The following is a 20,857-nucleotide window of genomic DNA, read 5'->3' on the forward strand; positions in this document are numbered from 1 at the left end:
TGTTTCTAGTTTAGGCTAGAAGCAGTGACCCTCTCTTCTGATCCTATTTCTCATCATATAAGAATTTCTAAAGATTATCTCAGTATAATATGCCTCCAAAAATCTGTGTGGCCAGCTTCAGATCCAAGCATTTAAGTGAGTGCTTTGATGTGGTGTAAGAACCCAGATTCAAGAGATATGATCTCAATTCAAACTAACCAGAAAGGAAACGATTTGCCTACAATTAATCAATTGATTCGTAAAGAACGTAAAAAGCAAGTGAAAAAATCAAAATCACCTGCACTCGTAAAATGTCCTCAGAGAAGAGGCGTATGTACTAGAGTATATACTACAACACCAAAGAAACCTAACTCGGCACTTAGAAAAGTTGCTAAAGTAAGATTGACAAGTGGTTTTGAAGTAATCTCATACATCGGTGGTGAGGGTCACAACCTTCAAGAACACTCTATCGTACTTGTAAGAGGCGGAAGAATTAAAGATTTACCTGGTGTTAAGTATCACATTGTACGTGGTGCGCTAGATGCTTCAGGTGTAACTGGAAGAACAGTTGCAAGATCTAAATACGGTACTAAAAAACCTAAGTAATCCTAGATTATTTAAACGTGTTAAAGTAAAAGTTTAGTCTAGAGATAGACTTGAAACAGGTGTTGTCATTTATCCTTAGGGGACAAGACTTGAGTAAATCAACCATATAAGATTGAAGAAGGAAATATAATGAGAAGAAGAAAAGCTCCCGTTAGACCGGTATTGCCAGATCCAGTACACGGTTCTAAAGTATTAACAAAGTTCATCAATGCAGTAATGCTTGATGGTAAGAAAAGCACAGCGCAAAAAGTAATGTATGCTGCGTTAGAGAGAATTGAATCAAAATCTGGAGAAAAAGGTATTGACGTATTCAACAAAGCAATGGATAACGTGAAACCTGTAATGGAAGTAAAATCTAGAAGAGTAGGTGGTGCAACGTACCAAGTGCCTATAGAAGTTAGACCTGTAAGACAACAATCACTGGGAATCAGATGGATCGTTGATGCAGCGAGAAAAAGAAATGAAAGAACAATGATGGAGCGTTTAAGTAATGAACTTATGGACGCTGCAACAGAAAAAGGTGCTGCTTTCAAGAAGAAAGAAGATACGTACAGAATGGCTGAAGCGAACAAAGCGTTTGCTCACTACAGATGGTAAGGAACTAAGTTATGGCAAGATCGCACAAACTTGAAGACGTAAGAAACATAGGTATTGCTGCTCACATTGATGCAGGTAAAACGACAACAACTGAAAGAATCCTTTTCTACACAGGTGTTGAACACAAGATAGGTGAAGTACATGATGGTGCTGCAACTATGGACTGGATGGAGCAAGAGCAGGAGAGAGGTATTACGATTACTTCTGCTGCGACAACTTGTGAGTGGCTAGGTAAGCAGATCAACATTATTGACACTCCGGGTCACGTTGACTTTACGATTGAAGTTGAACGTTCAATGAGAGTACTTGACGGTGCTGTTTCAGTATTCTGTGCTGTTGGTGGGGTTCAACCACAATCAGAAACAGTATGGAGACAAAGAAACCGTTATGGTGTACCATCACTTGTATTTGTTAACAAGATGGACAGAACGGGTGCAGATTTCCTAGAAGTTGAAAGACAGATCCGTGAGAGACTTAAAGGTAACCCATTGGTTATCCAGCTTCCAATCGGTGCAGAAGAGAACTTCGAAGGTGTAGTTGATCTTGTAAAAATGAAAGAAGTTGTATGGGATGCTGAAGCAGCAATGGGTTCAGCATACAGTGAGCAAGATATCCGTCCTGAACTTCAAGAACAAGCTGAAGAGTACCGTGAAAAAATGATCGAAGAGATTTCTTCAGTAGACGGTAACGAAGAGCTTATGGAAAAATACATGGAGGGTGAAGAGCTTACTCAAGATGAGATCGTGGCTGGTATCAAAGCTGCAACGATCGGTATGCATGTTGTTCCAATGCTTCCAGGTACAGCATTTAAAAACAAAGGTGTTCAAACTCTACTTGACGCTGTTGTTGCTTACCTTCCATCTCCGGTTGAAGCACCTGCGATCAAGGGTACTAAAATGGAAGATGAAGATGCTGAAGTGACTGTTGAGTCAACAGACAACGGTGAGTTTGCTTCACTTGCATTTAAGATCATGACAGACCCATTTGTTGGTCAGTTGACATTTATCCGTGTGTATCGTGGTTCTTTAGAGTCAGGGTCTTATGTACTGAACTCAACAAAAGAGAAAAAAGAGCGTATCGGTCGTATCATGAAAATGCACGCGATCAAACGTGAAGAAGTAGCTGAGATCTACGCGGGTGAGATCGGTGCAGTTGTTGGTCTTAAAAATACAACAACAGGTGATACACTTTGTTCAGATAAAGATAAAGTGGTTCTTGAAAGAATGGATTTCCCAGAGCCGGTTATCTCTGTTGCAGTTGAGCCTAAAACAAAAGCTGACCAGGAAAAAATGGGACTTGCACTTGGTAAACTTGCTGCAGAAGATCCATCTTTCCGTGTGGCTACTGATGAAGAGTCTGGTCAAACGATCATCTCAGGAATGGGTGAACTTCACCTTGAAATTCTTGTAGACAGAATGAAGAGAGAGTTTAAAGTTGAAGCGGAAGTTGGTGCACCGCAAGTTGCATACCGTGAGACGATCAGAAAAGCGGTTGACAAAGAATACAAGTACGCGAAACAATCAGGTGGTCGTGGACAGTTCGGTCACGTATACCTTAGAATCGAGCCGCAAGAGCCAGGTTTCGGTTACGAGTTCGTTGATGAAGTTAAAGGTGGGGTTGTTCCAAAAGAGTTTATCCAGCCGGTTAACAAAGGTGTACAAGAAGCAATGGCTAGAGGTATCCAGGCTGGGTATCCTGTAGAAGACGTAAAAGTAACACTTTACGATGGTTCTTACCATGATGTTGACTCATCAGAAATGGCGTTTAAACTTGCTGGTTCTATGGGATTCAGAGAAGGTTGTAAAACAGCAAATCCAGTGATCCTTGAGCCAATGATGAAAGTTGAAGTTGAAACTCCGGAAGACTTTATGGGTGACGTGATCGGTGACGTTGCAAAAAGAAGAGGAAATGTTTCTGGTATGGATGACAGAGCTGGTAACAAGATCGTTAATGCATTTGTACCGCTTTCAGAAATGTTCGGTTACTCAACAGACCTACGTTCAATGACACAGGGTCGTGCAACGTATGCAATGGAATTTGATCACTATGAAGAGGTTCCTGCGAATGTAGCTAAAGAGATCATCGAAAAAAGAAATAGCTAATTTCGAGTTCCTTTACTGCACATTCGGTCGGATGGAGTTTTCTCCATTCGGTCACTTACTTATTGTAAGCTCTCTCATTACGAAAATACCATCAAACCAAATCTACAGCAAATTAACTACGAACTTAACTATTACTAACATCATTGAAGAGTATTATTCTATTTTAATTTTTAAATTAGCATAGCATAGTATTTAAAGGATATCCATGAGAGTAATTATTGACCTTATAGAAGATGTAAGAGAACAGATCGGTAACCATGAAACCTATGAGGTGATGGCCGGCTTACTTAAAACTGATGCGCAGGATAGTGAAAAACTTATCTATGCGGGGGAAGCACCACTAAATTCTGTAGAACTAGAGAGAGAAAAAAGACAACTGAGATTCAAGATAGATGGTAGTGATCAAAAATTGACGATAGGAGAGCTTATCCCCTCCATCCTGATATTGGATATGGAAGCAATGCTGTTTGAGCTTAAAATGGACGTCAATGCACAGTATAAAGATATGGAGATCGTTGGATTCGGAAAAAATGATGAGCAGAAGAGATATATCTTGTTTATCAAGATATAAAACTTCTTTCAGTGTTTACGTATAGAGAGACTCTTTGCCAAACTCTTTGGCAAGTAGTGCATAGAAAAGCGCTCTGTATTTATGTCTGTTTGATGTTCCCATCGCTTCACATACTTTTTTGATAGCAGCATCTAAAGTGGCATCGTCCACATCAACTCCGAGTTTATTCCCTAAAAAGTTCTTTTTGACTGTGTCAAGTTCTGAACTGTCTGAACATGATACGGTTTCAGCATCCTGTTGATAGATAGATGGTCCCAGCCCAGCCGTTACTTTACTAATGAGGTCTTCTGACAAACCCAATCCTAACTCTTTGGAAACAGCAACATAGTGTTCAACTTTTTCATCTAATTTACTCATGATGTCCCTTTAATAAGATTTTGTAACGCATTTTATTATAGCTATAAATGCTATTCAGGTCAAATATTGGGGTTTTTGTGCCAGAAGTATCCAGTTCAGGCTGATCTTATGTTGCTTACAAAAATGGGCCAGTGACTCATAAGGTATCTTTTTGCGTCTTTTAATGACCGCAAAGTATTGGGGATCCAGCTTCAGAGAATCTGCTATATCCCGGTCAAGTATTTTTTCTTTATTCGTCTGTGTTGAGAGGATCTCTTTGACTCTTTGCATCACTTCATGGAAATCTATCATCTCTATCCTTCGTATTCATATAGGGGGTATGATAATGGATTTTAAGAAAGAAGTTTAAATATATGGCAAATTGTAATATTTTGAAGCAAGAATAAAAATGTCATTCCCTGCAGACCGAAGGGTGAGAGTACCTTCGGTGTGAATCAAGGGTTAGTTTTTCGTACTGTCTATCTCAATGATGGTATGTACGTTTCCTCTTGGATTGAAATCTGCGATGAGCTTCATGGATTTAGGCTTCAGCTTGCTGTAAAGTGCATCATAGATCTCATTGGCAGAGTTTTCGTGTGAAATGTACCTTCTCATAAATGAATTGATGTAGAGTTTGAGTGCTTTGAGCTCTATCACTTTCTGATCCGGTTGATAGCTGAGTTTGAGTGTCGCAAAATCAGGATACCCTGAACGCGGGCACATACACATGAACTCAGGAAGTTCAATATTGATCGTATAATTCTTTTGATGTTCATTGGGCCAATAATTCTCTTCATTGTTAATGTCAAATTCCAGTATCTCTTTTTCGCCGTATTTCATTGTTTTTCCTTTAGTTGTATCGATTGATTAATGTTGCTTCATTAATGGATTTACTTACACCAAATCCTTGTATATAGTCTATACCCAGCATTTTTAGCTTGCTCTCTTGGGCTTCATTGTCGACCCATTTGGCCACAGTCTGTACGTTTAGCTCTTTTGCCATATTGATCAAAGAGTGCAGCATGGCATAGGTGGTTTCATCCTCCAGGTTTGTCACATAACTTCTATCAAACTGTATCATGTCAAATTTAAAATGTTTCATATATTCCATAGAGGCATTGGAGGAACCAAAATTATCGATACAGATCCGTATGCCTTGAGATCTAAAGCTCTTGAGTGTTTTCAGGTATCCGCTGAGATCATGGTGTGTTTTGCGTTCATAGAGCTGGATAATGAGACGGGAAGGGTCGACCTTCTTCTCCTCTAAATAAGCAAAAAGTTTTGCCTGAAAAGAGCTGTCCCTGAGAGAAAAGGGCGAGAGATTAAAGGTAAAGGAGATCGATTCATCCACAAGGGGTAAGAGTTCTATCACATGTGTGATCAAGGTAAAGTCATACTCTCTCCCCAGACCCAAGCGGTTAATGATGGGCAAAAATACACGCGGTAGGATATCTTTATGGGTCTCTGATTCCAGTTTGACCGAAATTTCATAGGTATCTATCGTATCGTTCGATGTGTTCATGAGAGGCCTGAAGGATAAAAGCAGTTTTTTCTTCTGGATCGTACTGATCACCTCTTTTTCTATACCCGAAAGTTCCTGAGCATCTTTGGTCTTAGAGCTGTCTTTCTCTTGACTGTCATCTTCAGATTGACTTGCAAGGATATCTCTAAGTTGCAGTATGGCTTTTGCGAAGTCCTCATGAGGATTAGTGATAATCGCAAATTTAAACTCTACGTCAATATCATTGATGCGAGCATTCTCGTTTATGAGCGTTTCCAAAATCGTTTCTATATGTGTATAGTTATCATCAAGTGCGATCAAAAATTCTGAACCGCGCCCCCGGCCAATCAGTACCTTTTCCAAACCATTTTGTTTAAATACGAGGTTCAATTTCCTGGAAATGGTATAGAGAAGGTTATCAATCTGGTCGCTACTGTAATTTTCACTTAATAAGGGAAGGTTTTCGATACTCAGGCATGCCAATGATTTTGGTTTATACTTTTGTAGTTTTTTTACAAATGTTTTTTTATTGAAACCCTGTGTAGTTTGATCCAAGAAGGTTTCCTGCACACTGAGATTCATTAAAAAATAAATATAATAGATGGCAATAAAAGTAATTGCTGCAAGCAGTACCCCATCTTTCAGCCCGATACTGATTGTATTCTCATGATCAAGTGTCGTGTAAAAAACAAGAAAAACAAGAACGAGTATGGGCATACCTGCTCTAAGAGCCAGGGTAAAACGTCGTTCTCTCTCTTCTTTTTGTGAGTAGAGCATTAAACATCCAAGTGTTTTACATCTTTGGCATGGCTTTCAATGTAGTTTCTTCTAGGTTCTACTTCATCACCCATGAAGAGTGTGAATGTATCACTGGCACTTTCATCATCTTCTATGGTGACCTGCAACAGTCTTCTGTTCTCCGGTGTCATGGTTGTTTCCCAAAGTTGTTCAGGGTTCATTTCCCCCAAACCTTTATAACGCTGGATATAGGCACCTTTTTTTGCTGAACTTTCTACCTCCGCAAAGAGTGCAAGAAGGTCCTGGTCTTTAAATTCGTCTGTGATGTGGTCATTAATCTTTTGGTGTATATGTATCGCTTCATTATAATGAGGGTTTGTAAAGAGTATCTCATCTACGATGAGTTCTTCCAGCCCGTCATTGGTCTGTACAAAGAGGTGTATCGTATCCTCTGTAACGGTTTTGTTGAGAATGTTATACCCCAATTCAGCGATGTATGCCTCTATCGTTTTTGCAAGCTCTTTGTTGTTTGTACCTATCACATCAGGGTTTTCGATCATATATCGAAGTACTTCAGGCAGGGCAAAACGTTTTTCTATCTCTTTAAGCGTCATACGGTAGTATGCGACCAGTTTAAAGAGATCAACAAGGTCTGCCTGCCCCATAGTATTGCTTTCAATAGCAGAGATACCGTTTTCTATCAGATAATCATTGAGGGCTTTTTCATCTTTCAGGTAGGTCTCATTTTTACCTTTTTTATAGCGGTAAAGCGGTGGCTGTGCAAGATAGAGATATCCTTTTTCAATGATCGGTTTCAAGAACCTGAAGAAGAATGTCATAAGCAGTGTCTGAATGTGAGAACCATCCACATCGGCATCGGTCATGATAATGATCTTGTGATATCTTAATTTCTCTTCGTCAAACTCTTCACCGATACCGCAACCCAGTGCCGTGATCATATTTTTTATCTCGTCGGATTTGAGGATCTTTTCCAAACGTGCTTTCTCTACGTTCAGGATCTTACCTTTGAGCGGAAGGATCGCCTGGAAAACCCTGTCACGTCCCTGCTTCGCAGAACCACCGGCAGAATCCCCTTCCACCAGGTAGATCTCAGAGATCTCAGGATCCTTGCTTTGACAGTCCGCAAGTTTACCCGGGAGTGTTCCGACACTCATAGAGTCTTTACGTTTTACCAAGTCTTTGGCACGTTTTGCTGCATCCCTACCTCTGGCTGCAAGGAGTATCTGTGCCATAATCTCTTTTGCTTCCAAAGGGGTCTCTTCAAGGTATTTGTTAAAGTTTTCAGAGAAGAACTTCTGTACCAAAGGACGTACATAAGAAGAACCCAGTTTCCCTTTGGTCTGCCCCTCGAACTGTGGTTCGGGTACACGTACGGAAACGATGGCGATAAGCCCCTCTTTACAGTCATCACCCGTGATCTTAGTCCCTTTCTCTTTGGCATTGGCATTTTTAGAGATGTAGCTGGCCATAGAACGTGTAAGACCTGCTCTAAAACCTGCTTCATGGGTTCCCCCCTCAGCTGTTTTAATATTGTTTACAAAAGAGAGCACCTTTTCCGAATCTGCATCACAATACATGAGTGCGATATCGATTTCGATGTCATCTGCTTTACCCTGGAAGAACTGTGCCGTTGAAAGAGGGTTTTTCGTATTCATATCTTCAACGAATTGTCTGATACCGCCTTCAAAATGATACAACTCTTTTGTACCGTCACGCTCATCTCTAAAGTCGATCGTGATCTTTGGGTTCAGGTAACAGAGTTCCTTGAAACGTTTCATCAGGATCTCTTTTTGGAAAGTGACACTCTCCTTAAAGATGGTCTCATCCGGCCAGAACTCTATTCTGGTTCCGTGTTTTCTTGTGCTATCACCAGATGTTAGCGGAGCTTCAGGGATACCCTTTTGGAAGCTTTGTGTGTGGATCTCACCATCTTTAAAGATCGTCATATCCAGTTTTTTGGAGAGGGCATTTACAACAGAGACACCCACACCGTGAAGTCCTCCTGAAACCTTATAGGTATCTTTATCGAATTTACCACCGGCATGCAGTACGGTCAGTACGACTGTTGCTGCAGAGATTTTTTCAGTTGGGTGCTCTTTTACAGGGATACCACGACCATTGTCTTCAATGATCGCTGAACCCTCTTTTGTAAGGGTGACCTTGATCGTATCACAGAAGCCTGCCATCGCTTCATCGATAGAGTTGTCTACGACTTCGTATACAAGGTGATGAAGACCTTTGATTGAGGTATCACCAATGTACATACCAGGTCTTTTTCTTACCGCTTCCAGTCCTTTAAGGACTTTAATATTACTAGCACCATATTCTGACATGTTTAAGACTCCGTTTCGTGGGGGTATAAGTGTATATATTCTAGCTAAAAATAGCTTAGATATCTGGCTATAAAACGGGGATTGAAGTGACAATCAAAGAAGCATCCCGTTTTGTTGTTTTTTGTTGCTTACAATATCGATGTCATTGGGATCGACGAAGAGATCTCTTTTGTAGGCTTCGAGTGCATATCTTCCTATCATAGCTGCATTGTCTGCACAGTATTGAAGCGGTGCCACATGCATTGTTTTCCCAAACTCATTACAAAGGTCCTGGTAGGCATTCCGCAGGTATTTATTGGCAGATGCTCCGCCGACGATGGCAAAGTCTTTGATCTTCTCTTTGGCAAAGATCTTTTTGCTTTTCTGGAGCAGGTGAAGTTTGACCGCTTTTTGAAAGGATGCAGAGAGATCCGCCTTATCCTGTTCGCTCATATTCTCACTGCCGCCAAGTGCTTCCACTTGAAGTCTGACAGCATTTTTCAGTCCTGAGAGAGAAAAGGAAATGAGGGGAGAGTTGCGTAAGGGTACAGGCAGGTCAAAACGGTCTTCATCGCCTTTGAGGGCAAGTGCTTCGATGAGAGGTCCTCCGGGATAGCCCAAGCCCATCATTTTGGCACATTTGTCGAAGCTTTCGCCCACTGAATCATCCATACTTGTAGCAAGGATCTCCATATGTTCAAAACTTTCAACCCGTATCACCTGCGTATGCCCTCCAGAAATGAGAAGTACAAGAAGGGGCATAATAGGTTCTTTTTCGATAAAAAGTGAGTAGATATGCCCTTTGAGGTGATGTACAGGGATAAGCGGTATCTCAAGCAACGTACTTAAGGTTTTTGCCATAGCTATACCTTCAAGCAGTGTGACCCCCAGTCCGGGCTGGTTGGTGACCGCTATGGCTTTGAGCTTTTCAAAGTAGGGCCGGGTCTCTTTGAGTATCTCAGGCAGTGCGACAGCATGCAGTCTCGATGCAAGTTCAGGGACCACGCCGCCGTAACACGAGTGTTGTGCCTCCTGGGAGATCTTTTTATGATAAAGGACTTTTTTCGTGGCTATTTCAGTGATGGCTATGGAGCTGTCATCACAGCTTGATTCAATACTTAAGATCATGCTCTTTCCAATACAAGGTTTTCTATAAGGTCCCATTTTCCGTAGCCGCTGTCAGCATTGATATGGCCTGCATCTTTGATCACAGTAAGGGGGACTTCATACTGCTCTGCCATGTTTTTGGCCTCTTCTACCTGGATGTATGGGTCATTGTCCGAAACGATCATCTGTATCTCTTTGGCATAGAGGTTTTTAGGCAGAGAACAAGGGAAAAAGGTTTTGATGGTATCTATATCCGTGGTAAGGCTTGGCGGGGATACCATAAAAAGTCTTTTGATCTGAGGTATCTTTCGCATGAAATCCTCTTCTTCGCAGAGCCAGAACCATAGTGTATTGGCCAAAGAGTGGCATACGACAGTATCGGGTTCAAAATCGCGAAGTATCTCTTTGAGTTGTTTGACCCATCTGTTCTTGCTGGGAAAGTGACAGTTATCAAGCAGAGGGAAAGAGACCGTCCCGTACGCTTTAGCAACTGCAGCAGCCAATTCTGCCTGCCAGTGTGGTGCATCACTCCCTCCCCAGCCGTGCAGGATGAGTACTTTATCGTTGTTTGACATACGCTCTTACCTCTTGATCTATTTGGATGATCTCATCGATGTTCGATGCTTTCACCGCTTCAAACTTTTTATAGGCATCTAAAACCATTTCACTCATACCAAAGAAGCAGCATTGATCTTCCTGAAATGCCTCTATCGCTTCTTCATTGGCTGCATTGACCACGACACCCAAATGGGCATGTTCCAAGATATGCTCTTTGATGCTCCAGATAGGGTAACGCTCCGCTTCAATAGGCAGAAATTCCAAGGCACCTATGCCAAGCAGGTCTGTAGGAGGCAGGATGGCCTCTTCTACTTCTCCTCTCAGTGCAAAAGCAATAGGGAGTTTCATGTCGACCCCTGCAAAGTGTGCCGTGGTAGAACCGTCTGTGAATTCTGAAAGTGCATGGATGATCGACTTTTTTTCTATCACTGCATCCACCTTTGTTGTATTAAAGAGCCATTTTGCTTCCAACAGTTCGAAGAGTTTATTGGTCATGGTCGCTGAATCGATGGTGATCTTGTTTCCCATGGACCAGTTAGGGTGTTTGAGGGCATCTGAAAAGGTAGCATCCTTCATTTTATCCAATTCCCAGTCTCTAAATGCACCACCGCTGGCAGTGATATAGAGTTTAGAGATAGGCCGTTCATTCATAAGGTACCAGAGTCCAAAGTGCTCAGAGTCTATAGGCGTGATAAGTGACATGTCTATGAACTCCCCTGCAACCACTAGAGACTCCTTGTTTGCCAGTGCAACCCGTTTCCCAAGACCAGTGGCTTTGAGTGTAGGCGCAAGGCCGGCATACCCTACGAGTGCATTTACTACCGTGCCGCTATGGGACATCTCTATCAACTCCAAAATACCTTGTGCCCCGCAGAGTACATGGGGGTGGTCCACTTTGGCTCTATCCGCTTCGTTGGCGATAGCAACCATTTTGGGTCGGTACTTTTTGATCTGCTGATTAAGCAGCTCGATATTGTTGCCTGCGACAAGCGCTTCTATGGCGATGTCATAGCGTTCTGCGATGATGAGGGTATTGACCCCTATGGAGCCGGTCGAGCCGAGTAAAACGATACTGGACATAGATTAGAGCAGGGACCTGAGTGCAATGACCATAATAACCGCACCAAAGAGGTAACCGTCTATTCTGTCTAGGATACCGCCATGCCCGGGGAGCAGGTCTCCAGAGTCTTTGACCCCTGCCTCACGTTTAAGATAAGATTCAAAAAGATCTCCAAACACTGAAGCGACAGAAGTCACAACCGTGACAATGATCGCGATCCACCACTCCACGACAAAAAGTCCGGCAAAACTACCTCCAAGGGTTGCGATGGTAATACCGCCGAAGACACCTTCGAGTGTCTTATTTGGAGAGGTATCTGAAAATTTTGTCTTACCTATGGTTTTGCCTGTAAAAAATGCACCGACATCCGTGAGTGCTACGGTGACAAGGAGCCAGAACATAGACGCGATACCAAAATCCTGGTAGAGGATCAGAAAGAAGAGTATCCCGCTGACCGGGTAAAGGAAAGGAAGGATCAGTCTTTTGTCAAAATTATGAAAATAAGCAAGGGAAGAGGCAAATATGACCGCCATAAAGAAGAAGAGGTCATCCGGATTAGGGTAGAAATATGCCACCAGCCATAAAAGCGCAGCCCATACATACATAGAGGAATCGGTAAGTTTGAAAAGTTTCATCGCTTCATAAAAGGCGAACATATAGATAAGACCTAAAAAAGCCCACATAACAAAAAAGCTATCTACCCAACCGATAAATCCAACCAGTGCTAATAGTCCAATGCCCGTAAGCCACCGTTCTTGATACTCTGTAAATATTTTTGTCATGACGATTCCCTCGTTGTTTAAATGAAGAATATTATAGCACGCTTTGGATTAGAAGGCACTAGACTCTGATTTCAACACCTTCTTTAGTGATAGAGATCGTGTCATATTTGTTGTAAAGCACATTGGAGCCTTCTTGTACTTTGACAAATTTACGCTTGGTGTAATCGACTTCATAATCCCCGGGGTTTTTGACAGAAAAATCTACACAGAGCTTTGCGGCAGCTTTGAGTACGGACTCAGGCAGGTTTTGTTTATCGGTCCTGATGATGACATGACTTGAGGGGATATCACGTATATGCATCCAAAGGTCATTGGCTTTTGCCATCTCCAGGAGTTTTTGGTTTTCATGACTGTTACGTCCCACGAGGACCTTATAGTCTTCTATCCAGAAGAGTTCCCCCTCTTTTAGGCGTTCTTTTTTACGTTTGGACTTTCCGCGTTTGGGCACAAGAAGTTCAAGTTCATAAGGATCTTTTGCCTGTTCGATCGCATAATAGATATTCTCATAGAACGCTTTTTTACTTTGCAGGTTCTCTTTTTCTATGTGCACGTTCTTGGCTTTATTCTTGGCACGTTTGGATAGGTTGAAAAAGTGGTCACTCATACGGTTGACCTTCGTATCTTTAGGCAGTTTTATAGTGATTTCATTGCCTTCAAAATCATAGGTTTTAAGTTTCGTATCGTAAGGTTTTATCTGGTAGAGATTGGCCAGGATGAGGTTGGCATAGGCTTTGAACTTCTGCGCTTCATCGTTCAGTTGCACTTCATCGGGAAGTTTTTTCAAAAGCTGGTTCAGTTTTTGGATCTTTTTATCGGTAAGAGAGAGTTTCTGTTTTTTTAACTCGACAAGTTTTTTTGTATGGACCTGAAGATATTTCTCTTCAAGGTAAGCATCAACATCGGGGATCTCCTGGTGCTCTTCTGTACGTCTGAAAGGAGGTATGGCAAGGAGTTCCACACCCGGACGAATGACACGAAAAGAGCTCTCTGCATCAATGTGTCTGAGCGCCTCTATAATGATTTCATTCTCATCGATGAGTATGGCATTGGTATTTTTCCCTGTAAATTCCAACTGCAGGTAGATGATTTTGTCCTTATAAGAGCTTTTTGGCGCGAGTGTCAAACGCACGATACGGTCTTCATCTGGTACCTCCACAGAGAGGATCCTGCTGGCAGAAAGCAGGGTGTGCAGCAGGGTGTCAAAAGGTGCATTATAGCCTTGGATCGGTCTTTGTGAAGGGGCCTTATAGATGAAACTGTGCCCTCTTGTCATGTTGAAAAAATAGCTGTCAGATTTGTCAAATACCAACTCTATTGTATTGTCTTCCACACGTCTGGCCCGACTGATAAAAGAGAAGTCGTTCAGACGTTCGGCAATGGCTTTGAGTTCGTATAATTTCATTTGAATCTTTCCCTATCATTGTTGTGAAATTCTAGCATAATTTTTTTTCGCTATAATTCGCGTAATATTATCATAATTAGAACGATCAAGTAAGTTGCCATAATGGCAGCGTAGTTTTTTGGACATTGTTCAAAAAACGTTCTAGAATAAAAGGACAACCTATGGGACAAACTATGACAGAGAAGATCTTCTCGGAGCATGCAGGGCGTGAAGTGCATGCAGGAGAGATCGTTAGAGTAGATATCGATATGATCATCGGAAATGACATTACGACGCCTATTTCCATTAGAGCATTTGAAGAGTCAGGTGCTGAGAAGTTGGCAAGACCAGATAATTTTTGTATCGTGATGGATCACTATATTCCGGCAAAAGATATTGCTTCAGCTAACCAGGCAAAGATCTCCAGAGATTTTGCCTATAAGCATGATATGAAATATTTCTTCGATGAAAAAGATATGGGTATTGAGCATGCACTGCTTCCGGAAAAAGGGTTGGTTGTTCCTGGTGATGTGATCATCGGTGCGGACAGCCATACCTGTACGCATGGTGCACTGGGTGCATTTTCAACAGGTATGGGAAGTACGGACCTTTCATTCGGTATGATCACAGGTGGTAACTGGTTCAAAGTACCCGAAACGATTAAAGTGGAATTGACAGGTGTTCCGGGTGAGCATATTTACGGTAAAGACATCATCTTGGAGCTTATCCGCCAGATAGGTGTGGATGGTGCCTTGTATAAAGCGATCGAATTCACAGGTGAAGCGGTCCAGCACCTTGGTATGGACGATAGATTCTCTATCTCGAACATGGTGATCGAAGCGGGAGCGAAAAATGGTATCTTCGCAGTCGATGAGATCACATTGGCGTACCTTGAAGAGCGAAAAGAGGTGAATGGCGGATTAAGAGCTGAACCTAAGATCCATGTGGCGGATGCGGATGCCGAGTATTGCCAAGTGATCACGATAGACACCGCAGCACTTTCACCGGTGATCGCTTATCCTTTCTTACCATCAAATGGTAAGCCTGTAGAGCAAGCTGTTGCAGATGATTTAAAGGTAGACCAGGTAATGATCGGATCGTGTACGAATGGTCGTATCGAGGACCTTCGTATCGCAGCGGAGATCATGAAAGGGAAAAGAGTGGCAAAGCATACACGTATGATCGTGACGCCAGCCACACAGAAGATACTCCTTCAGGCACAGCATGAAGGTTTGATGGATATTCTGATCGAAGCGGGTGCGGTGGTCTCTAACCCTACGTGTGGTGCTTGTCTGGGTGGATATATGGGTATCCTTGGAGACGGTGAGCGCTGTGTTGCTACCACAAACCGTAACTTCGTAGGCCGTATGGGTGCCAGAACCTCTGAGATCTATCTGGCGAATTCAGCTGTAGCAGCGGCTTCAGCCATCGCCGGTAAGATCGTGGATCCTAGAGACCTCTAAAATCCTGCATTGGGGTCAAACCCAAATCCCCCGCCGCCAAAATCCGGCGTGCCGAAACTCTGTGTAGCAAAGGATGGATCCTGATATCCCTCCTGTACAGAGAGCCCTCTTAACATCGTAATGTCCATTTTTGGGTCTATACCTTTTGGACAGACAGCGGTACACTCGCCGCATAGGGTACAGTCCCACACCCCATTACTCTGAATGTTATCTATAATGTTTTTTGTACTGCTTTCACGTTTGTCCGTACTGTAGCGGTAGGCACGAGTCAGTGCGAACGGTCCAAGGAAATCTGGGTTGACTGCATAGACAGGGCAGGCGGAGTAGCAGGAGTCGCAGAGTATGCAGTCTGTCTGTCTTTCAGAGAGTTTTTCATCACTGTGTGTGAGTGAAGCTTCCTGCGGTGTGTGCAGCCACGCGGTACTTTTCAAGAGGGTCTCTTTGGCTCTGTGTTTGTCCACTTTGAGGTCACGCAGTACAGGATGGTATTGTAGCGGTTCTATGATATCTCCGGGTTTTACTTTATAGGCACAGGCAAGCTCTTCTCTTCCATTTACGCGAACAGCACAGGTACCGCAGACCGAAGCACGGCATCCTGCAGAGAAAGTCAGCGTGGCATCTTGCGTCTCTTTGATATAGCTCAAGGCATTCAAAAGAGGGATCTCTCCCGCAGGCAGTGTATAGAGCTGGTGGGTATCGGTTTCAGAGCGAAGGATCTTTATCTGCATGTTGCTTCCTTTTTCCACTGGATGAGCGTATGTTTTTTGTGTGTTTCATCTTCCTGTTCGAATCCGACTTTGTAGTGGGCACCGCGGCTTTCATCTCTGTCAATAGCCGATGTGATGATCGTAGGCGCCAGAAGCAGGGCATTTTGGAACTCTAAAAACTCTATGAGGTTCTGATTGTTCGCTCGGCTTTGATCGACAATCCCCATCGCTTTTTGCATCTCTTGCATAGCGGTTACTTCTTTTAGTGCATCTTGGAGCTGCGCATTGTCTCTGACAATACCGACCTTCTCATACAAAAGATTCCCCAGCTTCTCTCTGTAAGGGTAAAAGTTGACAATCTCTTTTTGTGCAAAAAGTGCTTCGACCGCTTCTGTATCTTTTTGTTGTTGTGCATCATCGGCAGGTTTTGAACTAGCATCAGCAGCATGTTTAGTGGCATTTTCTCCCGCCAATTTTCCAAATACTGTAATTTCAAGCAGAGAGTTCCCGCCAAGACGGTTGGCACCATGGACTTTGGCATTGGAGCATTCACCCACGGCAAAGCATCCTTTGATCCCATGAACCCCCAGGCCCTGATCGACATCTATCCCGCCCATCGTGTAGTGGGCGACAGGCTGGATGGGAATAAGCTCTTTGGCAGGGTCGACATGTTCATGCAGTTTGCATAGCTCCACCTCTTGGGGAAGCAGTTCCATGAGTTTTTCTTCTCCCAGGTGACGGACATCCAAAAATACACGCTGTCCCTCTTGGATCTGGCCGAAGATGGCACGGGCCACTTCATCACGCGGCTTGAGTTCATCTACAAAACGCTCTCCCTTTTCATTGACCAGATAGCCGCCTTCTCCCCTGGCCGATTCAGAGACCAAAATAGAGGAGTGTTTGAGTGCTGTGGGGTGGAATTGGATGAACTCCATGTCAGAGACTGCCCCGCCTGCACGCAGTACAGCCGCTACACCATCACCGGTAGAACCGTAGGCATTGGTCGTGGATCCATGATAGAGTGCACCATATCCGCCTGTAGCGATGATCACGGATCTTGCACTGATCTGCTTCACTTCGCCTGTACGTATCTCTAGAAAGGTGGCACCTTTGACGGTGCCTTCTTCTGTGATGAGATTGAGAAGATAGTGTTCATCCAAAAAGTCTATCTCTTCTTTCAAACAGGTGTCATAAAGGGTATGGAGTATCTTGAGTCCGGTATAGTCCTGGGCATAACAGGCACGTTTTGCCGAGGCACCCCCCATTTGACGCTGGGCTACGGTTTGGGTACCGGATTTTCCGTTGTCAAGTCTTGAAAAAGGTACACCCAGACTCTCCAACCACGCGATGGTCCCCGGAGCATTTTCGCACATATGTTTTACCATCACTTCATCGCAAAGTCCCTTTGCAGACTTGATGGTATCTGCAATGTGTGAACCTATATCATCCTCACCGACATTGCCAAGGGCAGCGTTCATACCTCCCTGTGCCATAGAGGTTTGTGAATTGGTAGGATAGGCTTTCCCCGCTACAGCGACCGAAGCCCCGGCATCTTTTGCTGCCAGTGCGGCTGTGAGTCCGGCACCGCCAGAACCGATGATCAGTACATCTATCATATGCGCTCCATAAATCGTTGAATATTCTCTACAATACCTTCAAGAAGCTTTTTCCTCGCTTCGATGCTTGCCCAAGCCATATGCGGCGTGATCAGGAGCCTCTCTTTATGTTTGACCTCATTGAGTCTGTTGTTAAGGGTAATCGGTTCTTGTTCAAGTACGTCCAGTCCGGCATAGAGGGTCCGCTTGTCAAGCTCCAAAGCCAGGTCTGCTTCATTGACGATGCCTCCCCGTCCGAGGTTTAAAATCATACCATCCTCTTTGATAAACGGCAGGTTGTTTTGGTTGATGAGGTTATAGGTAGCATCATTGAGCGGTGCATGAATAGAGATGATGTCACACGCTTTGAGCAGAGATTCCAAACTCTGATGCGGGTAGTCATGATGAAGATTTTTCCCGCTGGTAGAGTGGTAAGAGACTTCGGCCCCGAATGCCGTTGCGATCTTGGCAACCTCCTGGCCTATGGTTCCAAAACCGATAATGCCCCATTTTTTCCCTGAGATCTCATAAAAGGGTTGGCTTACATCGGTAAAAAGTCCTGATGCACTCCATGACCCCTCTTTTACCACAGTATCATAATATGCCATTTTTTCAAGGAGATAAAGTGCCATAGCAAACGTGTGCTGCACCACACTCTTAGTTGAGTATCCCGCAACATTTTTGACCTCTATCCCTTTCTCTTTGGCAGCATCCAGGTCTACATTGTTCATGCCTGTGGCAGCGATACAGATGAGTTTCAGTGAAGGGGTTGCTTCCATCATATCTGCAGTGATGACCACTTTATTGGTGATGATGATATCTGCACTTTGGATGCGTTCAAGTGTCTCTTCTTTAGAAGTAGTCTGGTAGACGGTCAGTGTTCCAAAAGATTCCAGTGCAGTGATGTCCAGGTCACCACCTAATGTTTTAGCGTCAAGTAATACGATATTCATCTATTGCCTTAGTGTTGAGGTATGGGTGTAGCATTATCATCTGCACAGGAAGGTGTTTCTGTGATGGTCAGGGCACAGCCTGCATCCCCTCCTGCTCCCAGGAAATCTGAAGAGAGTTCCAGTGCAGTGCTTTGTACCGGCATTGGGGCTACTTTATGTACTTCTTCTTTATGCTGTGCATCAAAATATGCAATGATCTTTCTATCACCCTTTAAAATGGTGATAGTTGAAGCCTCTTTGATAATGAGTACAGGGATAGTGCCGATATCTACAAATTTCAGAAATCCTCTGGCATTGATCTCTTTTGAAGCGATAGGGGTATAGGCTATCTGATGTTCTGAAAAATACTCTTTGACTCTTTTGCAATGGCTGCATGTCTCTGACTGTATGAGGTAGAGGCCAGGAGCGGTCACAAACGATCGATTTTGAGGAATGGTCAGTGTATTCAAACCGATAAAAATGAAAAGCACGATAGCCAGAACCACAGCAAAATGCCTCACTTGACTGAAGAGTGCAATGAGAAGCAGAGAGGAGAAGACACTGAGGCAAAAGAGGCAGGGTTCGGGATTTGAAATGAACTGATAGCCTATGATGGTTGCTTCAAAAGCTATACCCGCGTAAAGCATAATGAAAAAGAGTGTTTCAAAAAAACGGATTTTGAGTGAAAGGTAGCCCGAAATGATCAAAGAGAGTACGCCGGCCAAACCAAAATAATTGAGATAAATATGGTCAAATCTAAGGAGTTCTCCTGCAAGTGCACACCCTACTTCTCCGCAAAGAGAGGTATGCTGTACTCTGAGATACGTCTCAATAGCAATATAGACAAAGAGTAAAAAGGGTAAAAAAACCCTAGCAAAAAAATGCATCCGAACTCCCCTTAGTTGTCTGAAATGGATTCTACGATCTCTGTGGCTCTTCTTTTTGCCTCTTCTACTTCATCGAGTACGAGACTCACTGCCATTCGACGCCCTACATGGGATTCAGGTTTACCAAAGACCCTTACAAAACTGTCTTTTGTAAAGGCAGTGTCTGGTACTTCAAGTGTAGGGGTGTGGCTTTCATTTTTGGCTTTGTAGGCACCACAGGCACCGGAACCGTAGAAGGTAAAGTCAAGGGGGAGCCCAAGTACCGCTCTTACATGCAGGGCAAACTCACTTTGGCTTTGTGTTACGAGTGTGACCATCCCTGTATCATGAGGACGCGGGCTGAGTTCAGAGAAGTAGACTTCATCATCTTTCACGAAGAACTCCACACCGAAGATACCGCGGCCACCCAGCCCATCGGTCACTGCTTTTGCGATCTCTTGTGCTTTTTTCAGTGATGCCGGGGTCATCTGCATCGGCTGCCACGAGAGGATGAAATCCCCGTCTTTTTGCACATGCCCGATAGGTTCACAGAATGTCGTACCTGTTTCGTTACGTACGGTCAAAAGCGTGATCTCATAGTCAAAAGGAACGAACTCTTCAACGATCAGTTCAGAAGCATCACCACGTGCCTCTTTTGCCATCTCCCATGATCTCTCTATATCATCTGGGGTTCTTGCGATACTCTGCCCATGACCGGATGAGCTCATCACGGGTTTTATGACACAAGGGAAACCTATGCGTTCACCGGCAGCCTTGAGCCCATCGAGTGTCGTAACAAATTCATACTTGCTTGTCTTTAACCCCAGCTCTTCTGCAGCAAAAACACGGATGTTCTTGCGGTTCATCGTTTTATTGACCGCTTCGGCATTTGGGATCACATGAAAACCTCTGGCTTCTGCTTCAAAGAGGGCCGCGATGCTGATAGCTTCCACTTCAGGCAGGATAAAGCTCGGCTGCTCTTTCTCTATCAGTGCAAGTACGGCTTCTTTGTCCTGCATGTCTATAGCATAAGAGCGGTTGGCCACAAGGTGTGCAGGGGCATTCTCATATTTATCTACGGCGACGACCTCTATGCCAAGTCGTTGTGCTTCAATAGCCACCTCTTTGCCAAGTTCACCCGAACCCAGGAGCATGATCTTAATAGCGTCTTTTTGTAATGTGGTCGTAAATGTCATAAGAAAACCTTCGAAAAAATATGAGATTATTCTAGCGAAAAGTTAAATAATATGTAATGAGTTAAAGGAAAATTTGTGGCGGTTTAAGTAAAAAAGTAGGATGAGTCGCAGGGCAAATGCCCTGCTGCTGTAAAGATTACAGTCTTGACTCGTATCTTCTAAGCATGAAGAGTTTTTTAAGGATTTTCTTGCGAGTTGCAATCTTCTCTTTTTTTCTCTTTTCAGTCTCAGTTTCGTGGTTTTGTCTAGCTCTCGCTTCTGTCACGATAAGGTTTCTGTCGCATTGTCTTTTGAATTTTCTGTAAGCATCATCAAAAGAGTCACGTTGTGATAGCATAATTCCTGGCATCGAAAAGCACCCCCTTCCTTATCAAGATTTTTTGGTTCTGAACCAAAATAGATAAATTATGATGGGATTATATCGAGATAGTATTAATTTGTGATAAA

21 protein-coding genes are annotated in these 20,857 nt (G+C 43.5%); 5 read left to right on the forward strand and 16 right to left on the reverse strand.

All coding sequences use genetic code 11. The features are described 5' to 3' along the window. Positions 1–213 precede the first annotated feature (213 nt). The 4 genes from rpsL (at position 214) to MN086_RS00690 (ending at position 3,855) form a co-directional block, all read left to right on the forward strand. A complete protein-coding gene (rpsL, locus tag MN086_RS00675; protein ID WP_011979826.1) occupies positions 214–585 on the forward strand; it encodes a 30S ribosomal protein S12 in 372 nt (123 codons plus the stop codon). Between the two features lie 129 nt (positions 586–714). After that, positions 715–1,182, forward strand: a complete 468-nt coding sequence (rpsG, locus tag MN086_RS00680; RefSeq protein WP_248576141.1) for a 30S ribosomal protein S7 — start codon at positions 715–717, stop codon at positions 1,180–1,182. An 11-nt stretch (positions 1,183–1,193) separates the two neighbouring features. Continuing rightward, positions 1,194–3,284 carry an elongation factor G gene (gene fusA, locus MN086_RS00685; protein ID WP_248576142.1) on the forward strand — a complete coding sequence of 697 codons (2,091 nt, stop codon included), beginning with the start codon at positions 1,194–1,196 and terminating at the stop codon, positions 3,282–3,284. Positions 3,285–3,489: 205 nt separating this feature from the next. Further along, a complete protein-coding gene (locus MN086_RS00690; protein WP_248576143.1) occupies positions 3,490–3,855 on the forward strand; it encodes a hypothetical protein in 366 nt (121 codons plus the stop codon). 15 nt (positions 3,856–3,870) lie between these two features. Here the strand turns inward: MN086_RS00690 and MN086_RS00695 are convergent, their stop codons facing one another. The 10 genes from MN086_RS00695 to MN086_RS00740 form a co-directional block, all read right to left on the reverse strand. Beyond that, complete coding sequence (locus MN086_RS00695; protein WP_248576144.1) at positions 3,871–4,212, reverse strand: DUF2853 family protein; 342 nt, start codon at positions 4,210–4,212, stop codon at positions 3,871–3,873. Positions 4,213–4,266: 54 nt separating this feature from the next. After that, complete coding sequence (locus MN086_RS00700; protein ID WP_248576145.1) at positions 4,267–4,503, reverse strand: helix-turn-helix domain containing protein; 237 nt, start codon at positions 4,501–4,503, stop codon at positions 4,267–4,269. Between the two features lie 150 nt (positions 4,504–4,653). Then, positions 4,654–5,031, reverse strand: coding sequence for a preQ(1) synthase (gene queF / locus MN086_RS00705; protein WP_248576146.1), 378 nt, complete (start codon positions 5,029–5,031; stop codon positions 4,654–4,656). 10 nt (positions 5,032–5,041) lie between these two features. After that, on the reverse strand, positions 5,042–6,469 hold the full coding sequence (locus MN086_RS00710; RefSeq protein ID WP_248576147.1) for an EAL domain-containing protein: 1,428 nt from the start codon (positions 6,467–6,469) through the stop codon (positions 5,042–5,044). After that, entirely contained in the window at positions 6,469–8,784 is a 2,316-nt protein-coding gene (gyrB, locus tag MN086_RS00715; protein WP_248576148.1) for a DNA topoisomerase (ATP-hydrolyzing) subunit B, read from the reverse strand. The genes MN086_RS00710 and gyrB overlap by 1 nt, the downstream gene beginning before the upstream one ends. 93 nt (positions 8,785–8,877) lie before the next feature. Next, positions 8,878–9,891 (reverse strand): tRNA (adenosine(37)-N6)-threonylcarbamoyltransferase complex transferase subunit TsaD, encoded by a 1,014-nt coding sequence (tsaD, locus tag MN086_RS00720; RefSeq protein ID WP_248576149.1) that lies wholly within the window; start codon positions 9,889–9,891, stop codon positions 8,878–8,880. After that, positions 9,888–10,445 carry an alpha/beta hydrolase gene (locus MN086_RS00725; RefSeq protein ID WP_248576150.1) on the reverse strand — a complete coding sequence of 186 codons (558 nt, stop codon included), beginning with the start codon at positions 10,443–10,445 and terminating at the stop codon, positions 9,888–9,890. The genes tsaD and MN086_RS00725 overlap by 4 nt, the downstream gene beginning before the upstream one ends. Continuing rightward, positions 10,429–11,499 (reverse strand): 1-deoxy-D-xylulose-5-phosphate reductoisomerase, encoded by a 1,071-nt coding sequence (gene dxr / locus MN086_RS00730; RefSeq protein ID WP_248577068.1) that lies wholly within the window; start codon positions 11,497–11,499, stop codon positions 10,429–10,431. Before dxr ends, MN086_RS00725 begins: the two co-directional genes overlap by 17 nt. A 12-nt stretch (positions 11,500–11,511) precedes the next feature. After that, positions 11,512–12,270 carry a phosphatidate cytidylyltransferase gene (locus MN086_RS00735; protein ID WP_248576151.1) on the reverse strand — a complete coding sequence of 253 codons (759 nt, stop codon included), beginning with the start codon at positions 12,268–12,270 and terminating at the stop codon, positions 11,512–11,514. 58 nt (positions 12,271–12,328) lie between these two features. Continuing rightward, positions 12,329–13,672, reverse strand: a complete 1,344-nt coding sequence (locus MN086_RS00740; protein ID WP_248576152.1) for an NFACT RNA binding domain-containing protein — start codon at positions 13,670–13,672, stop codon at positions 12,329–12,331. A gap of 161 nt (positions 13,673–13,833) precedes the next feature. Between MN086_RS00740 and leuC the strand changes: the two genes are divergently transcribed. Then, entirely contained in the window at positions 13,834–15,114 is a 1,281-nt protein-coding gene (gene leuC, locus MN086_RS00745) for a 3-isopropylmalate dehydratase large subunit (RefSeq protein ID WP_248576153.1), read from the forward strand. Here leuC and MN086_RS00750 read toward each other — a convergent pair. From MN086_RS00750 to rpsU, 6 genes are all read right to left on the reverse strand, one after another. Further along, positions 15,111–15,842, reverse strand: a complete 732-nt coding sequence (locus MN086_RS00750; RefSeq protein ID WP_248576154.1) for a succinate dehydrogenase/fumarate reductase iron-sulfur subunit — start codon at positions 15,840–15,842, stop codon at positions 15,111–15,113. The genes leuC and MN086_RS00750 overlap by 4 nt on opposite strands. Then, on the reverse strand, positions 15,833–17,437 hold the full coding sequence (locus MN086_RS00755; protein WP_248576155.1) for an FAD-binding protein: 1,605 nt from the start codon (positions 17,435–17,437) through the stop codon (positions 15,833–15,835). The genes MN086_RS00750 and MN086_RS00755 overlap by 10 nt, the downstream gene beginning before the upstream one ends. Beyond that, positions 17,434–18,369: a D-2-hydroxyacid dehydrogenase gene (locus MN086_RS00760; protein ID WP_248576156.1), complete on the reverse strand. Its 936-nt coding sequence runs from the start codon at positions 18,367–18,369 to the stop codon at positions 17,434–17,436. The genes MN086_RS00755 and MN086_RS00760 overlap by 4 nt, the downstream gene beginning before the upstream one ends. A gap of 8 nt (positions 18,370–18,377) precedes the next feature. After that, a complete protein-coding gene (locus MN086_RS00765) occupies positions 18,378–19,235 on the reverse strand; it encodes a hypothetical protein (protein ID WP_248576157.1) in 858 nt (285 codons plus the stop codon). Positions 19,236–19,246: 11 nt separating this feature from the next. Continuing rightward, positions 19,247–20,410 (reverse strand): formate-dependent phosphoribosylglycinamide formyltransferase, encoded by a 1,164-nt coding sequence (purT, locus tag MN086_RS00770; RefSeq protein ID WP_248576158.1) that lies wholly within the window; start codon positions 20,408–20,410, stop codon positions 19,247–19,249. Between the two features lie 136 nt (positions 20,411–20,546). Then, positions 20,547–20,759 (reverse strand): 30S ribosomal protein S21, encoded by a 213-nt coding sequence (rpsU, locus tag MN086_RS00775; protein WP_008245774.1) that lies wholly within the window; start codon positions 20,757–20,759, stop codon positions 20,547–20,549. Between the last annotated feature and the right edge of the window lie 98 nt (positions 20,760–20,857).

It is taken from the genome of Sulfurovum sp. XGS-02, assembly GCF_023213175.1.
Lineage (GTDB): Bacteria > Campylobacterota > Campylobacteria > Campylobacterales > Sulfurovaceae > Sulfurovum.